We start from the raw sequence: 18,291 nt of genomic DNA on the forward strand, positions 1-18,291 counted from the left end.
AAGGGGGGTCTTCCAGCACGTGATCGAGGAAGTCGGTCGATGCCGTCTGCACTTGCCGCTAATGCAGCTCGCTGTCCAAGAAATCGAACAGCTCGTCGTCGGTCACGTCGTCGAGTTGGGCGGCCACCGTCGAGGCGCCCGGCTCGTCCAAGGTCGTCCGCAGCCGGGCGACACTGGCGAGCAGCCGGTCCAGCGCGAGCCGTCCCGTCGCCACGTCCAGGTCGGCTACGAAGAGCTGCTCCTCCAAGGCAGCGAGCATGGTCAGCGGGTCGGACCGGGTATCGGTCAATTGCTCGTGCAGGGTGCCGGCGATCGCATCGACCGTCGGGTAGTCGAAGATCAGCGTCGCGGGCAGTCGCAGTCCACTGACCGAGGCGAGCCGGTTACGCAGCTCGACGGCGGTCAGCGAGTCGAATCCGAGCTCGCGCAGTGGCCGATCGGTATCCACGCCGTCGGGGCCGGCATGGCCGAGCACTGCGGCCACCTCCACGCGGATCAGGTCGAGCAGCACCTGCTGCCACTCCGGTTCCGGCAGACCGGACAGCCGCTCCACCAACGCGGTCCGGGTGGCCTCGTGGGAGGTGACGTTGTCGGCCTCGGCCGGTAGCGCGGCGACCTGGGGCAGGTCCGCCAGGAACGGCCGAGGCCGCAACAGCGCGAACGCCGGGTAGAAGCGGTCCCATTCGACGTCGGCTATCGTGACCGCGACGTCGCGCTGGTCGAGCGCCCGGTGTAGCGCTGTCACCGCAAGGTCCGGCGCCATCGACGGCATGCCGCGGCGGCTCATCCGCTCTCGGGCGGCGGCGCGGCCGTCTGGCGTGTTCCCCTCTGCCCAGGGGCCCCAGGCGATCGCGGTCGCGGGCACTCCCCCGGCCCGCAGGTGCTCGGCAAAGGCGTCCAGGAACGCGTTGCTCGCCGCGTACGAACCCTGACCGCCGCCGCCCCACACGCCGGCCGCGGACGAGAACAGGACGAACGCGTCGAGCTCGGACCTGTCCGCGAGCAGTTCGGCGAGGATCTCCGCGCCCCGTACCTTGGGCCCGGCCACCGGAGCCAGCCGGTCCAATGTGAGGTCCGCCGTGAGCTCGACCTGGTGAATGTCCTCGCCGGCACAATGGAACACCGCGGTGACCGGATGCTCGGCCAGCACCCTGGCAACGGCATCCCGGTCGGTGATGTCGCATGCCTCGACCACGACCTCGCTTCCGGTCGCGGTGAGTTCGGCGGCCAGGTCCCGTGCGGCCGGCGCGGCCGAGCCGCGCCGGCTCAGCAAGACCAGACGCTGCGGCCCGAAGGTGGTGAGCCATCGGGCTGTCTGGGCACCGAGCGCCCCCGTGCCTCCGGTGATCAGCACCGTGCCGCGCGGCGTCCACGGCGTCTCGACGACGACCTCGGCTGGATCGATCGGGGCGGGTTGCAGGCGCCGGAGAAAAATCCCCGACGGCCGCACCGCAACCTGATCCTCGGCATCGATCCCGCCGACGACCGAGCAGACCCGCTCCCAGCACAAGGCGTCCGTGGCCTCGGGCAGATCGATCAACCCGCCCCATCGCTGCGGGTGCTCCAGCGACATCACCCGCCCCAGGCCCCAGAGCATCGCCTGACGAGGCCGTATTACCGGGTCCTGGCTGCCGACCGACACCGCGCCCTGGGTGAGGCACCACACCGGTGCTTCGAAATCGGCGTCGTTCAGCGCCTGCATCAGTCCGAGCAGATCGGCGACTCCGGCCGGAACCTCCGGATACGACGGGTGTGCGTCGTCGGCCAACCCCCGTAAGAAGACCACACCGGCGAGCGCATCCACGGCGGCGTGTTCTAACAGCTCCTGCCAGGTGGCCGGGTCACCGTTACCGGTCTGTTCCCCGGTAGGCCGTACGCAGACGACGTCGGCGCCGCATGCCTGCAACGCTGCCGCACAGCCGTCCACGGCAGCGCCGTGGACCAACGGCAGCGCCGCGATCAGCCACGTTCCGGAAAGAACGGCGGGCGTGCCCATATCGCCGCGTTTCCAGGAGACGCGGTAGCGCCATGCGTCCGCTGCGGACTGCGCGCGCCGGGCGCGCCGCCACGACGACAACGCCGTCAGCACCGGCCCCCACGCCTCGGAATCCACCGCGTCGGCGTCCGGCAGCGCGAGCGTCTCGGTCAGTTCCGGCAGGTCGCCGCGTTCGACGGCGTCCCAGAACCGTGCCTCGCCGGCGTCGGCCTGCGCGGTGGCGATCGGCGTCCTGCTGGTGTTCAGCCAGAACCGTTTCCGCTGGAACGCATACGTCGGCAGTTGGACCCGATGGCCGCCCCGACCGGCCAGTATGTCGGCCCAGGACATGGGGATTCCCGAGGTGAAGAGCTCGGCGGCGGCCGTAATAGCCGACTCCGCCTCGTCACGATCGGACCGCAACAGTGGCACTGCGATGGTGGCGTTCCCGGCGCCCACGTCGAGACTGCGCTGCGCCAGCCCGGCGAGGACACCGCCGGGACCCAGCTCGACGTAGTGGCGTACGCCCAGTTCACCGAGCCGAGTGACCGCCCGATGGAAGAGCACGGGGCGGCGTATGTGCGCGGCCCAGTACGCCGGCGACGTCGCTTCCTCCTCGGTCATGAGCTCGCCGGTCGTGTCGGAGACGATCGGAATGACCGGGGCGGCGAGCTCGACCGTGCCGAGAACATCCTCGAACTCGGCGAGCATCGGCATCATCCGGGGCGAGTGGAAGGCGTGGCTTACGTTGAGCCGCTTCACCTTGCGGCCCTGCGCGGACCACATCCCGGTGAGCTCGGCGACGGCGTCCTCGTCGCCGGAAACCACCACGCTGTCGGGGCCGTTGCCGGCGGCGAACGCGACCCGCCGCTCGGCATCGGCGACCGTCGCCATCGACGTGGCGACCTCGGCCTCCGTCGCCTCGATCGACGCCATCGCGCCACCCGCCGGCAATGCCTGCATGAGCCGACCACGTGCGGCGACAACCTTCGCCGCGTCCGGCAGACTCAGCACGTCGGCGACGTGCGCCGCGGCCAGCTCGCCGATGGAGTGGCCGAGCAGATAGCCGGGTGTGATCGACCATGACCGCAGCAGGCGGTAGAGAGCCACCTCGACCGTGAAGAGGGCGGGCTGGGCGTATTCGGTGCGGTCCAGCAGCCGGGCGGCGTCTGATCCTGGCTCGGCGAACAGCACGTCACGCAGGGGGCGTTCGAGATGGGCGTCGAAGTGCTCGCATATCTCGTCCAGGGCGACAGCGACGATCGGGAACGTCTCCGCCAGCCGTCGGCCCATGAGGGGCCGCTGCGAACCTTGCCCGGTGAACAGCAGCGCGAGCGGACCAGGCCGCCGAGCGTCCGGGGCGGCACACACCACGCCCGGCCACCGGTCGCCGCGACTTGCGGCGTCCAGGCCGTGCAGCAAGGCGTCCCGGTCCCGGCCGAGGACGACGAGCCGATCGTCGAACACCGTCCGCCTGGCCACCGAGACCCCGATATCCAGCGGCTGGTCATCCGGGCGGTCCCGAAGCCAGTCGCGCAGCCGACCGGCCTGACCGCGCAACGCCGCCTCGTCACGGCCGGACAGCACCAGCGGCACGAGGGTCATCGAGTCGCCCGCGCGCGCCGCGGCCGAAACGTCGGCCGGCAGCTCGGGGGCCTGCTCGAAGATGGCGTGTGCGTTGGTGCCGCTGATCCCGAAGGACGAGACCGCGGCCCGGCGCGGCCTGCCGGTATCCGGCCAGGGCAAGTGCTCGGTGAGCAGTGATACCGCACCCGCGGACCAGTCCACGTGCGGAGTCGGCTCGTCCACATGCAGCGTGGCAGGCAGCAGGCCGTGCCGGAGGGCCTGGACCACCTTGATGACGCCCGCCACACCGGCGGCCGCCTGGGTGTGGCCGATGTTCGATTTGATCGACCCGAGCCACACCGGGCGATCAGCGGGCCGGTCCTGTCCGTAGGTCGCAAGCAGCGCCTGCGCCTCGATCGGATCACCCAGCGTGGTGCCCGTGCCGTGCGCCTCCACCGCGTCCACGTCACCGGCAGACAGTCCGGCCGCCGACAGCGCCTGCCGGATCACCCGCTGTTGCGATGGTCCGTTCGGCGCCGTCAAACCGTTACTGGCCCCGTCCTGATTGACCGCCGACGACCGCATCACCGCCAGCACCTCGTGGCCCAGCCGCTGCGCGTCCGATAGCCGCTCGACCAGCAACATCCCGACGCCCTCGCCCCACCCGGTACCGTCCGCGGCAGCCGCGAACGACTTGCACCGGCCGTCCGGTGCCAGGCCGCGCTGCCGGCTGAAGTCGATATAGGTGGCCGGCGTCGACATCACCGTCACGCCACCCGCAAGCGCGAGGCCGCATTCACCCCGGCGCAGCGCCTGGGCAGCCCAGTGCAGCGCGACCAGGGACGATGAGCACGCTGTGTCCACCGTGACCGCCGGGCCCTCGAGGCCCATCGTGTACGCCACCCGCCCGGAGGCGACGCTGCCTGCGTTACCCATCCCGAGGAAGGCGTCGGTTCCCTCGGGCAGGTCCAGCGGCCGGGTCGCATAGTCGTGGTACATCAGGCCCGCGTACACCCCGGTGTCACTGCCTCTGAGTGCCATCGGATCTATGCCCGCATCCTCAATCGCTTCCCAGCAAACCTCCAGCAGCAGCCGCTGTTGCGGATCCATCGCCAGCGCCTCACGCGGCGAGATTCCGAAGAACGCCGGGTCGAAGTCCGCGGCGTCATACAGGAAGCCACCTTCCGCCGTGTAGACCGTGCCCGGCCGTACCGAGTCGGGGTCGTAGAGACGATCCAGGTCCCAGCCGCGATCGTCCGGGAATCCGCCGATGCCTTCGCGCCCGTCGGCCACAAGTCGCCACAGCTGTTCCGGTGACCTCACTCCACCAGGGAAGCGGCAGGCCATGCCGACGATCGCGAGCGGCTCGTCCGTCGCTGCTCGCGGGCCGGTGCGGTGGGCCGGGCCACGCCGCCCCAGCAGTTGTTCCAGCACGAACTCGGCGACCGACTCGGGGGTGGGGTAATCGAACACCAGGGTCGCGGGCAGCCGTAGCCCGGTAGCCGCACCGAGCCGGTTACGCAGGTCAACCGCTGTCAGCGAGTCGAATCCGAGTTCCAGGAACGCACGTGCCGGGCCGATGCTCGCGGCGTCGGAGTGGCCCAGCACCACCGCCACCTGGGCGCGGATGACTGCCAGCACGGTCTCCAGCTGCTCACTGGACGGCCGCCCGGTGAGCCGCGCGGCCAGTGCGTTGCCGTCTTCCTTTCCGGCCGCAACGCGCCGGACGGCCGTCCGAACCAGGTCACGCATGAGGAATGGCAGAGTTCCGGCATCGGCCTGTGCCTGCAACGCGCGCCGGTTCAGACGCATCGGCACCAGCTCGGCGCGTGCCGAACCCATCGCAAGGTCGAGCAGCGCGAGTCCGTCGTCAGTCGACAGTCCCGCGGCACCGGCACGGCCGAGCCGCCCCGCGTCGGTCCGGTCCATTTCCGCGGTCAGGGCACTGGCGTCGGACCACATTCCCCAGGCCAACGACACACCTGGCAGCCCGTGCGCGCGGCGGTGCGCCGCTAGCGCGTCCTGGAAGGCGTTAGCCGCGGCGTAGTTGGCCTGCCCGGGGTTGCCGAAGGTGCCCGACGCGGAGGAGAACAAGATGAACTCGGTCAGCGGCAGATCCGCCGTGAGCTCGTGCAGGTTCCAGGCTGCGTCGACCTTCGGCGGGAACACCGTGTCCAGCCGCTCCGACGTGAGGGATTCCAGGATGCCGTCGTCGACCGTGCCCGCGATGTGGATCACCGCGGTCAACGGATGCGCTGCCGGCACCGCGGCCACCAGCTTCGCCAGCGCCGGGCGGTCCGCGACATCGCACGCCGCGAGCTCGACCACCGCACCGGACGCACGCAGGTGCGCTACCAGCTCTGCGGCTCCAGGCGCTTCGGCCCCACGGCGGCTCACGAGGAGTAGCCGGCGCGCACCATTCGCCACGATATGGCCGGCCACCGCCGCGCCCAGCATGCCCGTTCCACCGGTGACCAGCACGGTTCCGGCGGTATCCCAGCGCGGCCGCTCACCGCTCGCTTCGGTGCCGGCGTCGTGGATTCGCGACCGGTACACCGTCCGGCTTCTGATGAGGACCTGTGGTTCCCCGGACGCGGCCGCCTCCAGCAGCGTGCCCACCGCGAGCGCCTCGGCGTCGGTGTCGACGAGCAGGAACCGTCCGGGGTGCTCCGATTGGGCGGTTCGCACCAGGCCGTGCGCCGCCGCCGCGGCGAGATCGGTGACGTCGGAGCCCGGCCGCTCGGCGAGGGCCCCTCGGGTCAGGACTATCAACCTGGACGACTCGAGGTCCGGGCGGCTCAGCCAGTCCTGCAGCACCGTCAGCGTTCGTGCCACGACGGCCCGGGCGCTCCCGGCGCCTGCGCCGGCGACAGCCAGCACCACCGTCTCCGGCACGGATTCCGCCGCAACGAGCTCATCGATGTCCTGGAAACGGCGGGCGGTCACCCCCCGTACAGCGAGGCCGCGCTCCAGGTCCTTCGATGGCACGCCCAGGATGGCCCACTCCCCCGACCACACCGCGTCCGCGGTCGGAATCGGCGTCCAGTCGACGGCGTACAGACCGCCGGAGCCGGCCACTCGGGTCTGGAGCGTGCCGGACGTCATGGGGCGGAGTACGAGGGAGCGCACCGTGACCACCGGCGCCCCGGCTGGGTCTACCGCGACAACGCTGAGCGTGTCCTCGCCCGTCGGTCGCAGGCGAACCCGCAGCGTGGACGCCCCGGTGGCGTGCAACGCCAGACCGTTCCAGGCGAACGGCAGTCGGCCGACCGCCTCGCCGTCGCCCGGATCCTGCCCGGCCAGGCTGATCGCGTGCAGTGCCGCGTCGAACAGCGCCGGGTGCAACCCGAAATCGCCGGGTCCGTCTGCCTCCCCGGGCAGCGTGACCTCGGCGTAGATGTCCGTGCCGACCCGCCAGGCCGCGGTCAGCCCGCGGAACCGCGGTCCATACGCGAACCCTGCGTCGGCGAGCCGTTCATACAGCCCGTCGATCGGCACGGCTTCGGCGTTTGCCGGTGGCCAGTTCTCGAACGCGGCCGGTTCGGCGGCGTCGGCCGGGTCCGCGTCGCGGGCAAGCGTCCCACCGGCGTGGTGGCTCCACTCGGCCGCACCCGCGGGGCGCGCGTAGATATCGACGGGGCGGTGGCCGCCGTCGTCCGCGCCGACCAACACCTGGACATCGGTGCCGTCGGCACCGTCGAGTACCAGCGGAGCGTGCAGCACCAGCTCCTCGATCTGCGCGCATCCGGCCTGGTCACCGGCCCGGATGGCCAGCTCGGCGAAGCCGGTTCCGGGGAACAGCACGGCGCTCGACAAGACGTGGTCGGCCAACCATGGCTGAGACCGCACCGACAGATGTCCGGTCAGCACCAGCGAATCGCTGTCGGCCATGCCGACCACCGCGCCGAGCAGCGGATGCCCGGCCGAGCCCAGGCCGAGCTGGCTCATATCACCCGCCGCCGAGCCTGCCGACGGCGCGAGCCAGTACCGCTCGTGCTGAAACGCGTAGGTGGGCAAGGGCACACGGCGACCGTGCACGCCGAGGCCGTCGAGCACGGCGGCCCAGTCGATCGTGATCCCCGCCGTGAACAGCTCGGCGGCGGCGGTGAGCAGCCGCCCGGTGTCGGACTCGCCGCGGTACAGGCTGCCCACGACCAGACCGGTTTCGTCCAGCGCGCCGAACGTGTCCTGGATGGCGATCGTCAGCGTCGGGTGTGGGGAGGATTCGAGGAACGTCCGGTGCCCGTCTCGGATCAGTGCCCGCACGGTGTCGTAAAACCGTACGGGGTTGCGCAGATTCGCGAACCAGTACTCGGCGTCCAGGGTTGTCGTGTCGATCCGCGCGGCGCTGACCGTCGAGTGGAACGGCACCGAGGCCGGGCGTGGGCGTACCTCGCCGAGCTCGTCGAGCAGAGTCTGCCGGAACGCGTCCATCTGCGCGGAGTGGGAGGCGTAGGCGGCCGGGATCATCCGGTTCCGTACGCCGCCGAGCAGCTCGGCGATCTCCCGCAATGCCTCGAGATCTCCCGAGAGCACCACCGAACTGGGCCCGTTGACCGCGGCGATCGCCACGCGATCGTCCGCGAACCGGGATCCGAGCCGAGCGCGTACGTCTTCTTCGGAAAGGGCGACCGACATCAGGCCGCCACCAGCAGCGGCCGCCCGCAGTACCCGGCTGCGCACCGCCACCACGCCGGCCGCATCCTCCAGTGTCAGGGCGCCGGCGACACAAGCCGCCGCGATCTCACCTTGGGAATGCCCCACGACCGCCGCGGGGGTCAGGCCCCACGATTGCCACACCGCGGCGAGGGAGACCATCACCGCGAACAATGCCGGCTGCACGACGTCGACGCGGTCCAGCGCGGGGGCATCGCCGGTGCCGAACAGGACGTCCCGCAGCGACCATTCCACCCATGCGGACAAAGCCGTCTCGCATTCCGCCAACCGATCGCGGAACACTGGCGAGTCATGCCAGAGCCGACGGCCCATTTCCGGCCACTGCCCACCTTGTCCTGGGAAAACCCAGACCGCACGACCGGCGCCTACCAGCTCGGCGGGCGGAGCGACAACGCCGGGCCACGGCAGTCCGTCGCACGCGGCGTCCAGCGCGGATACCAGATCCTCCCGGCCGGTGCCGATGATCACGAGCCGGTCGTCCCACACCGGACGGCTCGACACGAGAGACCGAGCGAGATCGGTGACCGTGTCGCCGGGGTGACCGCGCAGCCAGTCACGCAGCCGGGCGGCCTGGCGACCGGCCGAGCCCGGCCCACGCCCGGAGATCACCCACGGCACCGGTACGTCGTCAGGTCCGGCGGCGGCCGGCTGCGGGGACGGTGGGGCCTGCTCGAGGATCGCGTGGACGTTGGTGCCGCTGATGCCGAACGACGACACCGCGGCACGCCTCGGCCGGTCCACGTCGGGCCAGGGCCGTTGCTCGGTCAACAGCCGGACCGCGCCGGCGGCCCAGTCCACTTGTGGCGTCGGCTCATCGACATGGAGCGTTTGCGGAAGTACCCCGTGCCGTAGCGCCTGCACCATTTTGATGAGTCCGGCAACGCCGGCGGTCGCCTGTGTGTGGCCGATGTTCGACTTGACCGAACCCAACCACAGCGGCCGGTCCGCCGGACGGTCCTGTCCGTACGTCGCCAGCAGCGCCTGCGCCTCGATCGGGTCGCCGAGCGCAGTACCTGTACCGTGCGCCTCCACGACGTCGATGTCCGCGGCGGTCAGCCCGGCGTTCGCGAGGGCCGCCCGGATGACGCGTTGCTGAGACGGTCCGTTCGGCGCGGTCAGCCCGTTCGACGCGCCGTCCTGGTTCGCCGCGGTGGACCGGACGACGGCCAGCACCGGGTGCCCGAGCCGCTGCGCATCCGACAGGCGTTCCACCAGCAGTACACCCACGCCTTCGGACCAGCTCGTGCCGTCCGCGGTCGCGGCGAAAGCCTTGCACCGGCCGTCGGCGGCGAAGGCACGCTGGCGGCTGAAGTCGACGAACGCCCCCGGGGTGGCCATCACGGTCACCCCGCCGGCGAGCGCCATCGTGCACTCGCCCTGCCGCAGGGCCTGACCGGCCAGGTGCAGCGCCATCAGCGACGACGAACACGCCGTGTCCACGGTGACGGCCGGTCCTTCCAGCCCGAGCACGTACGACACCCGGCCTGAGGCGACGCTGCCCGCGCTGCCGGTACCGAGGTACCCCGCGAGCCCGTCCGGCGTGGTCGTGAGCTGGGCGACGTAGTCGTGATACATCAGGCCGGCGAACACACCGGTCCGGCTGCCCTTGAGCGACAGCGGGTCGATCCCTGCGCTCTCGATGGCCTCCCAGGCCGCTTCGAGCAGCAGCCGCTGCTGCGGGTCCATCGCGAGGGCCTCACGCGGAGAGATGCCGAAGAAGCCAGGGTCGAACATTGCGGCGTTCCGCAGGAAGCCGCCCTCGTTGGTATAGGAGGTGCCCGGGTTGTCCGGATCGGCGTCGTACAGCGCGTCGAGGTCCCAGCCGCGGTCATCGGGGAATTCGACGATCCCGTCACCGCCGTCCAGCACCATTTGCCACAACTCGTCCGGCGAGGTGACCCCGCCGGGGAGCCGGCATGCCATGCCGACCACGGCGATCGGTTCCTCCGACGCGGTCACCGTCGGTACCGGTACCCGTTCGGCGGGCGCGCGGCGCCCCTGAAGCTGGGACGAGAGGTGCTCGGCAATCGCGGATGGCGTCGGGTAGTCGAAGACCAGGGTGGCCGGCAGCCGCAGCCCCGTCGCAGCGGCGAGGCGGTTGCGCAGCTCGACGGCGGTCAGCGAGTCGAACCCGATGTCACGGAACGGGCGGCCCGAGTCGATCGCATCGGCGGTGGCGTGTCCCAGCACCGCCGACACGTGCTGGAGGGCGAGTTCGAGGAGCAGTCCATGCCGCTCGTCGTCGGATAGGCCGGCCAGCCTGCCGAGGAGCCCGTCGGCGGTGGCCCGCTCGCTGCCTGCCTGCCGTCTGACCGGAACGGCGACCAGGTCACGCAGTATGTGGGGCAGTACACCGGCGGCCGCCTGGTCACGTAACACCCGCGCGTGCATCCGCATCGGCAGCAGCCCGGCACGGTCCGCCGTAAGAGCGGCATCGAGCAGCGCGAGCCCCTCCGCTGTTCCGAGCTTGTCGGCACCGCCGCGGCTGAGCCGCGCACGGTCGGCCTCATCCAGGTGCTCGGTCATGCCGGTCGCCTGCGCCCACAGACCCCAGCCGAGCGAGACCGCGGGCAGGCCGTGCGCTCGGCGGTGCTGGGCGAGCGCGTCGACGAAGGCGTTCGCGGCCGAGTAGTTGCCCTGACCGGCGTTGCCGAATGTGCCCGATGCGGACGAGAACAGCACGAAGCGCTCGACCGGCAGGTCAGCGGTCAGTTGGTGCAGATTCCACGCGACATCGGTCTTGGACGCGAAAACCGTGCCGAGTCGTTCGGGGGTGAGCGACTCGAGCACGCCGTCGTCGAGTACACCAGCGGTGTGCACGATCGCGGTCAACGGGAATTCGCCGCTTATTCCGGCGAGCAGTTCGGCCAGTGCGTCCCGGTCTGCCACATCGCAGGTGGCGACCTCGACCTCGGCCCCGGCTTCCCGCAGCTCGGTCACGAGGTCCTGGGCGCCCGGTGTGGCCATCCCACGTCTGCTGGTCAGCAGCAGGCGACGGGCACCGCCCGCGACCGCGTGACGAGCCACCGCCGCGCCGAGGACGCCGGTGCCACCGACCACTAGCAGGGTGCCGCGGGTCTCCCACGGCCGTTCCACGATATCGGCGCTCAGGCCCGTCGGGGACCGGTGCACACGCGGTACCGAGAGCGCCCCGCCGCGGATCGCGACCTGCGGCTCGCCGCACGCGGCGGCACTATCCACCGCGCCCGCCGCCACCGCGTCGAGGTCGGCGTCGACCAGCAGGAACCGATCCGGATTCTCTGTCTGCGCCGTCCGCACGAGGCCCCAGACCGCTGATCCGGCGAGATCGATCACATCCTCGTCGGCCCCGACCGCGACCGCGCCCCGCGTCAGGACCACCAGTCGGCACGGGTCGAATTCGGTGCGCCGCTGCCATTGCTGGAGGACCGCGAGCACTTCGGCAGCCGTGCGGTGGACCGTGTCCGGATCGGTGACCGATGTCGGGACGGGCAGGACGACGGTGCCGGAAACGGAGCCGGCGTCCGCGAGGCTGTCCAGGCTGTCGTGGATGACCGCGGTGACGCCTCGACCGGTGAGGCCCGCGACGATGTCGTCCGCGCCCGCGGCGGCGAGCACGGCCCAGCTGCCCGGTTCGACCTGCGGCGGGACGCCGACCGGAGCCCAGTCCACGACGTACAGGTTGTCCACCCGATGTGCGGCGGCTTGCTCGATCTGATCGGCGACGACCGGACGGAGCGCGAGCGAACGGATTGTCACCACCGGCTCACCGTCAGGATCGGTGGCGACCAAGCTGAGCCCGTCCGCGCCGGCCGGCCGGATTCGCACCCGCAGTCTTGCTGCGCCGGTGGCGTGCAGGGTGGCGCCGGACCAAGTGAAGGGCAGGTGGCCCGGTCCACTTCCCGAACCCGGGTCGGCCAGGCCGATGGCGTGCAGCGCGGCGTCGAACAGAGCCGGGTGCAGGCCGTACGCGGCGGGGCTCGCGGACGGATCGTCGCCGGAATGGGTGACGGCGACCTCCGCGTAGATGTCCGGGCCGTCACGCCACGCCGCCTGCAGGCCCTGGAACGCCGGGCCATAGCCGAACCCGGCGTCATGGAGCCGATCGTAGAAACCGTCGATGTCGATCGGCGTGCCGTGCGCGGGGGGCCATACCTTCAGGTCGGCGTAGTCCTCGGCCTGTGCGCCGGACGCCGTGAGCACGCCCCCGGCGTGATGGGTCCATTCGCCGCGTTCTCCGACGCCGAGTGTGTCGTCGGTGTGTGGCCGCGAGTAGATGTCCGCCGGGCGGGCGCCGTCGTCGTCGCGGCCGATGACGACCTGGACGTCCACGCCATCACCGGTGAGGACCAACGGCGTGTGCAGGATGAGCTCGTCGACGACACCGCAGCCGACCCGGTCGCCGGCCTGGATCGCCAGCTCCACGAATCCGGTGCCAGGAAACAGCACGGTTCCGAACACAGCATGGTCGGCGAGCCAGGGCTGCGTGCGCAGCGACAGCCGTCCCGTCAGCACGGTCAGGTCGCTGTCGGCCACGCTGGTCACCGCACCGAGCAGCGGGTGGCCCACGGTGCCCAGGCCCAGGCCGCCCGCGTCGCCCGCCATCCGATCACCCGGTATCCAGAACCATTCGTGTTGGAAGGCGTAGGTGGGCAACGGAACCTGCCTGCCATGGATGCCGAGCCCGTCGAGGACGGCCGTCCAGTCGACGGCCACTCCGGTGACGAAGAGCTCGGCGGCCGAGGTGAGGAGGCGTTCGACGTCGTTCTCGTCCCGACGCAGCGTGCCTACCGCGCTGCCGGGCGCATCCGCCGACTCCTCGATGCTCATCGTCAGTACCGGGTGTGGTGACACCTCCAGGAACGCCCGGTACCCATCCCGGGTAAGCGCCTGGACAGCATCGTGGAACCGGACGGTCCGGCGCAGGTTGGTGAACCAGTAATCGGCATCCAGCGTGGTCGTGTCGATCGGCCCGGCGGTGACGGTGGAATAGAACGGCACGCGGGACACCTGCGGCTCGATCCCGGACAGGTGCTTCAGCAGCGCATCGTGGATCCGATCCACCTGGTCCGAATGCGACGCGTAATCCACCGGGATGTCGCGGCACCGCACATCGGGCAGTAGGTCCTGCACTTGGGCCAGTGCCGCAGGCGCACCCGAAAGCACCACCGCGTTCGGACCGTTCACGGCCGCTACCGATACTCGCGCGTCGGCGACCAGCCCTGCCAACCGCGACCGCACCTCCGATTCGGATAACGCGACCGACAGCATTCCGCCATCGCCTGACAATTCCCGCAACGCCAGGCTGCGTAGCGCGACAATGCGGGCCGCGTCCGGCAGGCTCAGCGCCCCGGCGACACACGCAGCCGCGATCTCGCCCTGCGAATGGCCCACTACCGCAACCGGTTCGACCCCCCACGACTCCCACACTGCGGCCAGGGACACCATCACCGCGAACAACACCGGCTGGACCACGTCCACCCGGTCCAACCCCGGGGAGCCCCCGGCGCCGAGCAGCACTTCCCGAAGTGACCAGTCCACCCACGGTGCAAGCGCCGCTTCACATTCGGCGAGCCGGGATCGGAACACCTCGGAGTCCCGGAGCAGAACGCGCCCCATCCCGGCCCACTGCGACCCTTGCCCTGGAAACACGAACACCACACCGGACAGGTCCACCGCCGTGCCCACGACCACGCCGCCTACGGAGGCATCCGCGGCATAGGCGTCCAGCCGCGCCGTCAACTCCGCCCGATCGGCGCCGACCACCACCAGCCGGTCCTCCCACCGCGATCGCGTGGTCACCAAGGAGGTCGCCAGATCGGCGAGGTTTTCGCCGGGGTGCTCCCGAAGGTGCTCCGCCAGCTGTGCGGCCTGCGCCCGCAGCGCGCCCGCACCGCGTCCCGACACGATCAGCGGCACCGTACTGGGCGACGCGTCGTCGCCGGACCGAGCGGATTCCGGCTCCGGCGCCTGCTCGAGGATCGTGTGCGCGTTCGTCCCGCTGATCCCGAACGACGACACCGCCGCCCGGCGCGGACGCCCCACCTCCGGCCACGGGATGTTTTCGGTCAACAGCGATACCGCGCCGTCGGACCACTCCACTTGCGGCGTCGGCTCGTCGACGTGCAAGGTCCGCGGCAGCACGCCGTGCTGCAACGCCATGACCATCTTGATCACACCGGCCACACCGGCCGCCGCCTGCGCGTGACCGATATTCGACTTGATCGAACCCAGCCACAACGGCCGGTTCGCGGGCCGGTTCTGCCCATATGTCGCCAGCAGCGCCTGCGCCTCGATCGGATCACCCAGTGCCGTACCGGTCCCGTGCGCCTCCACGGCATCGACGTCCGCTGTCGACAGGCATGCCGCCGACAGCGCCTGACGGATCACCCGCTGCTGCGACGGACCATTCGGCGCCGTCAACCCGTTCGACGCACCATCCTGATTCACCGCGGTGGACCGGACGACGGCCAGGACCCGATGCCCGAGACGCTGCGCATCCGATAAGCGCTCGACCAGGAGCACGCCGACGCCCTCGGCCCACCCGGTGCCGTCCGCCGCGGCGGCGAAGGACTTGCATCGGCCATCCGGGGACAGGCCGCGCTGGCGGCTGAAATCGATGAAGGTGCTCGGCGTCGCCATCAGCGTGACGCCACCGGCCAGCGCCATCGAGCATTCGCCCGCACGCAGCGACTGAGCCGCCAGGTGCAGGGCCACCAGTGACGACGAGCACGCCGTGTCCACGCTCAGCGCCGGGCCCTCCAGCCCCAGCACGTACGCGACCCTGCCGGACATCACGCTGCCCGCATTGCCGGTACCGAAGTAACCCTCCAGCCCATCCGGAATGGTGTCGAGCCGCGTCGCGTAGTCGTGGTAGCTCATACCAGTGAACACGCCGACTTGCGCACCCGCGAGCGACCGCGGATCGATACCGGCGCGTTCGACGGCTTCCCAGCTGGTTTCGAGCAGCAGTCGCTGCTGCGGGTCCATCGCCGACGCCTCGCGCGGGGAAATCCCGAAAAAGCCCGCGTCGAAGTTTCCCGCGTCGTGTAGAAACCCACCCTCGCGCGTATAGGATTTTCCGGCGCGATCCGGGTCGGGATCGTACAAACTCTCCACGTCCCAGCCGCGGTTCGCCGGGAATTCGGAAATACCGTCCCGCCCTTCCGCGACCAATTGCCAGAGCTGTTCCGGCGAGGTCGTTCCGCCGGGATAGCGGCACGCCATGCCGATGATCGCGAGCGGCTCGGTCGAGCGCGCCTCCAGCTCATCGATGCGACGGCGACTGTCCCGCAGATCAGCGGTGACCTGTCGCAGGTATTTGACTACTGTCTCGTTGTCGACCATTACACACGCCTCATCAGTTCGGAATGCTGCCGAATTCATCGTCGATAATTCCGATCAGTTCGCTCACGCTGACCGAGCTGATATCGTCATTTCCTGCCGACCTTCGTCCGGAATCGGAATTTGTCATCGATTCGTATTGCGCGAGCACGGATCTGAGCCGGGCAATCACGTCGGATATGTCGTCCGCACCGGTTTTGTTCGGCCGATAATCGGCCACCGCACCTTCCAGCGACGCAATCGACTCGTATACCGAGGCGAATTCGCTGTCCGGCCGATCCAGCAGGTCGATGACGTGGTCGGCGATTGCCGCGGGGACCGGATAGTCGAAGACGAGCGTGGCCGGCAGCGGCAGCCCGGTGGCCTCCTTCATCCGGTTACGCAATTCGACGGCGGTGAGCGAGTCGAACCCGAGGTCACGGAACGGCAGGTGCGTGGGCACGGCCGCGGTGTCGGAGTGTCCGAGTACGGCGGCGGCATGATGCACGACCATCTTCAAAACCGCTGTGTGGCGGTCCTTTTCGTCGAGACCCGCAAGCGTCTCGGCCAGCGCCGACCGGATCTCCTCCTGCGGCGTTTCGAGATCGGCGAGAAGTGCTTCGACGGCCGGGATATCGTGCAGCAGCGGGCGCGGGCGGGCGACGGCGAAGGTGGCGTGGAATCGAGCCCAGTCCATATCGACGACGGCTACCGCGGTGTCCCGGTTTCGGACGGCCTGTTCGAGTGCGCGGACGGCCAGCTCGGGCGGCATCGAGGCGACCCCACGCCGATCCAGTTCCGCGACCGTACCGTCGCGCTCCCCCTGGTCTTCCGGGCTCCGCCATGGCCCCCAAGCGATCGCGGTGGCCGGTAACCCCAGCGTGCGGCGGTATCCGGCGAGAGCATCGGCGAACGCGTTCGCGGTGGCGTGCGTCGCCTGCCCGCCGCCGCCCCAGACACCGGTCCCGGAGGAGAAGAGGATGAACGACGATACCGGCAGGTCGGTGGTCAGCTCGTGCAAATTCCAGGCGCCCGTCTTCTTGCTCGCGAGCACCTCACCGAGTCGTGCGGAGTCGAGCGCGTCGATGGCGGCGTCGCCCCGCTGTGCGGCGGCGTGGATCACCGTGGTGAGCGGCCGGTCGGCGGGAATCCCGGCCAACACTTCGGCGAGCCGCTCCCGGTCGGCGAGGTCACAGGCGACGGCTTCGGCGGATGTGCCGGCGGCGGCCAGCTCCTCGATGAGCGCCGCGGCCCCGGGCGCGGCCGGGCCGCGCCGGCTCAGCAACATCACGTGGGCCGTACCGAATCGGGCGATCCACCGGGCGGCGTGCGCACCCAATCCGCCTGTGCCGCCGGAGATCAGGACCGTTCCGGTGGGGGTCCAGTCGTGCTGCTCCGTGGTCGTGGCGGGAGCAGGTAGGAGTCGGCGAAGGAAGACACCGGATGGCCGTACCGCGAGTTGGTCCTCGCTGGTGTCGTCGGCCAAGATTCCGCACACCCGCTCCCAGGCGCCGGCATCGACAGGCTCGGGCAGATCGATCAATCCGCCCCACCGCTGCGGCTGCTCCAGCGCGACGACGCGCCCGAGTCCCCAGATCATCGCCTGCGCCGGATGCGTCAACGCGTCCCCGGGCGCGACGGAAACGGCACCGCGAGTGAGACACCACAGCGGCGCTTCGATCCCCGCATCGCCCAGGCCCTGAACCAACCCCAGTGTCTCGGCCGTTCCTACCGGCACGGCCGGGTGCTCCGAGTCCGGACGTTCGTCCATGCCGAGCAGCGACACCACCCCGGACACAGCACCGCCCACTGCGGCCGCTTCCAGGACAGCACCCCAAACGTCCCGGGCGACCGGCCCCGCCGCGCCGGGCCGCCGCAGCACCACAACGTCGGCGCCGTGGCCGCGCAACGCCTCGGCGCAGGAGGCGTCGGCACTGCCCGACTCGGCGGTGACGAGGAGCCACCGGCCGGAAAGGGCGGATGTGGGCGTGTTCGTTCGCGGTTTCCAGGCGACGCGATAGCGCCAGCCATCGATCCGTGTCCGTTCGTTCCGCTCCGCACGCCAGGACGCAAGCGCGGGCAGGACCGGCTCCCAGTCCTCGGGGCGCAACCGTGCCGAACTCGGCGTCAGAGCGTCGGCCAGCGCACGCACATCGCCCCGATCGATCAGGTCCCAGAACTCCGCGTCTCCCGCGGCGGGCTCCGCACTCGCGTCGTTCGTGTCCTGCAGCCAGAACCGCGAACGCTGAAACGCGTAGGTGGGCAACGGGACTCGGTGACCGCGCAGCCCCATATCCCGCAGGACGGCGGTCCAGTCGATCTCACGCCCGGAAACAAACAACTCCGCCACCGCGCTCAGCAGCGCTTCGGGTTCGTCGCGGTCGGCCCGCAACGCCGGAACCGCCACCACACCACGATCAGCCAGGTTCATGCCCATGATCGCCGCCAACGTGCCACTCGGGCCCACCTCCACAAACCGGGTCACACCCGCATCCGCGAGATAGGTTGTGGCGTCATGGAAACGAACCGGGCGAATAATGTGCTCGACCCAATACCCCGGCGAGGTAGCCTGTTCAGCCGTCAGCAACTCACCGGTGCTGTCAGAGACAACCGCAACCCGCGGAACACACAACTCCACCCCGTTCAGCACCTGCTCGAAATCAGCCAACATCGGGTCCATCCGCGGCGAATGAAACGCGTGAGACACACTGAGCCGCTTAACCTTGCGACCCACCCCCTGCCAATAATCGGTCACCTCGCCGACCGCGTCC

Annotated in this window: 2 protein-coding genes; both read right to left on the minus strand. The window is 70.3% G+C overall.

Features of this window, described 5'->3' with window-relative positions; all coding sequences use genetic code 11:
* Positions 1–58: 58 nt before the first annotated feature.
* Positions 59–15,544, minus strand: coding sequence for a type I polyketide synthase (locus ABZ942_RS43625; RefSeq protein WP_357392224.1), 15,486 nt, complete (start codon positions 15,542–15,544; stop codon positions 59–61).
* Positions 15,545–15,557: 13 nt separating this feature from the next.
* On the minus strand, positions 15,558–18,291 hold a 2,734-nt coding region (locus ABZ942_RS43630; protein WP_357392226.1), incomplete at its 5' end, for an SDR family NAD(P)-dependent oxidoreductase.

Source organism: Nocardia sp. NPDC046473, assembly GCF_040645995.1.
In the GTDB taxonomy this organism is placed as follows: Bacteria; Actinomycetota; Actinomycetes; order Mycobacteriales; family Mycobacteriaceae; genus Nocardia.